Source organism: Streptomyces himastatinicus ATCC 53653 (assembly GCF_000158915.1).
Taxonomy (GTDB): Bacteria; Actinomycetota; Actinomycetes; order Streptomycetales; family Streptomycetaceae; genus Streptomyces; species Streptomyces himastatinicus.
This window is the reverse complement of record NZ_GG657754.1, coordinates 4,561,933-4,564,050: the sequence shown is the minus strand read 5'-3', so window position 1 is coordinate 4,564,050 and position 2,118 is coordinate 4,561,933. Positions and strand designations below refer to the sequence as shown.

At 71.1% G+C, this 2,118-nt stretch carries 1 protein-coding gene and 1 pseudogene; one reads left to right on the top strand and one right to left on the bottom strand.

What is annotated here, in order from left to right:
* The coding region (locus tag SSOG_RS18885) for a glycosyltransferase family 4 protein (protein WP_009715848.1) at positions 1-1,327 on the bottom strand (1,327 nt) is incomplete at its 3' end.
* A 308-nt stretch (positions 1,328-1,635) separates the two neighbouring features.
* Between SSOG_RS18885 and SSOG_RS53700 the strand changes: the two are divergent.
* Positions 1,636-2,118 (top strand): annotated as a pseudogene (locus SSOG_RS53700) (hypothetical protein); the annotation flags it as partial.

Below are 2,118 nucleotides of genomic sequence, written 5' to 3'. Positions count from 1 at the left end.
TGGTGCCGTCGGCGTCGACGCGGCAGGAGGCGACCGGGCGCAGCGGCTTGCGGATCAGCTGCTTGACCACGCTCTTGAAGGTCTTCCGGGGCAGGGCCGGACGATGGGCGTGGGAGCCGAAGGCGCGCACCGCGGCTGCGGGCCGGGGTCCGGTGCGGGGCGACTGGCCGCGCCGGGCGAAGAGTTCGGCGAAGAGTTCCTCGTAGGCGGTGGCCAGGCGCGCCGGTGCGTACCGCTGCGCCGCGATCCGCGCCGTCTCGCCCATGGAGCGGCGCAGCGCGTCGTCCTCGATCAGGGTGAGCAGTCCCTTGGCGATGCCGTCGGCGTCGCCGACGGGGACCAGCAGCCCGTCGTGGCCGTTGGTGATGATCTCGCCGGGCCCGTGCGGGCAGTCGGTGGCGACGACGGGCACCCCGCAGTGCATCGCCTCGACGATCGTCATGCCGAACGACTCCTCGCGGGAGGTGACGGCGGCGATCGCGCCCTTGGCCCATTCGGGCTCGATGGGGGAGTGGGCGCCCATCATCGTGATGTGCCCGGCGAGCCCGAGTTCGTCGATCTGGCGGCGGAGGGCGGGCGCCTGGGGGCCGCGGCCGTAGATCCTCAAATGCCAGTCGGGGTGTTTGGCTGCGACCGTGGCCCAGGCGCTGACCAGCAGGTCGTAGCGCTTGACCGGGATGAGCCGGCCGGCGGCCACGACCAGCTTGGCGTTGCCGTCGGAGGGCTGGATGCCGGTGGCGGGCACGCAGTTGGGCAGCCCGGTCAGCAGGGTGGGGATGCCGGGCAGCCGGTCGCGGTGGGTCTGCGCGTCGGCCTCGGAGACGGAGGTGTTGGCGTCGAGCCGGGCGAGGGCGGCGTCGCAGGCGGTGCGGATCTCGGCGCGGTGGGTTTCGTACAGCCGGTGCTCCTGGCCGATCCGCAGATAGCGGCCCTCCTGCCCGAGCGCGGCGAGGCAGATCACCAGCCCGGGGCGGGTGGCGATGACGACGTCGGCGTCGGTGTCGGCCAGATAGGCGGCGAGGCGCTGGTCGGTGAGCGCGTTGAAGTTGACGGTGCCTTTGGACTCCGCGGCCGGGACATGGGCGCTGACCTGCTTCAGCAGCGGGTTGCCGAGGTCGCTGGACTCGCGCGGGGCGTCCGGGCGTTGGTCGATCAGGGGTCTGATCCGCACGCCTCTGGGGAGGGGGAGGCCCGGGGTGTCGATGGTGCGTATCAGGGAGACGATCTCCACGCGGTGGCGGGCGGCCAGCGCCCCGGCCAGATTGAACGTCGACCGGATGGTGCCGCCGATCCCATAGGCGTTGTGCAGCAGAAAAGCGATCTTCATGGTGATGTACGCGCGGCCCGTAGGTCTGCCGCGACGTGCCCTCCCCTCCGGTGTGTGCCGCCGGTGTGATGCCGATATGGAGTGAACTGCGGAGCGATCGGTCGGTAAGACAGCCTGGAGGCGGAAAAGTTGCTTATGCATGTGGTGATATGGGATGCACCACATTCAGTGTGAGCTGTACAACCTTCGTCCGCACGGCGAGTCCGCGCCCGCAGAGGTTGTTCGCGACCCCTTGGTTCACGGCGGCCCCCGTTGTTGGATGGCCCGAAGGAACGCGGGGGCGTCAACCGAGGGCGGGCAGAGACGTGATGACATCCGGAGCGCGGAGCGTGCTCACCGCGGCGGCGGTCCTGGCGGCACTGGGGCTGGTGACCGGATGCGGTGGTTCCGGGGGCGACGGAGGCGGCGGCAAGGACCAGAAGGTCGCCCAGGGCGAGGGCGCCTCGGCGGAGCCGCTGTCCGCGTCCGCCCTGGAACGGGCTGCGCTGGTCAAGGCCGACCTCAAGGGCGCCGGCCTCAAGGGCTACGGGATCGGCAAGATGACGGAGCGGGAGTTCAACGGGGACAAGGAGGCCAAGGCCCTGAAGCCCGGATGCCAACCGCTGGCCGCGCTGATGGGCACCGGCTTCGATCCGGCGCCCCGGAACTCCGTCTACCGGAGCTACGCCGCGGCCTCGGGGAAGGACGCGGGCGTCTCCGGCATCATCCGGCTCTCCTCGTACGGGCCCGGCGACGCCGAGAAGACGGTCAAGGACCTGCGGAAGGCGATATCCGTCTGCGGGGGCGGGTTC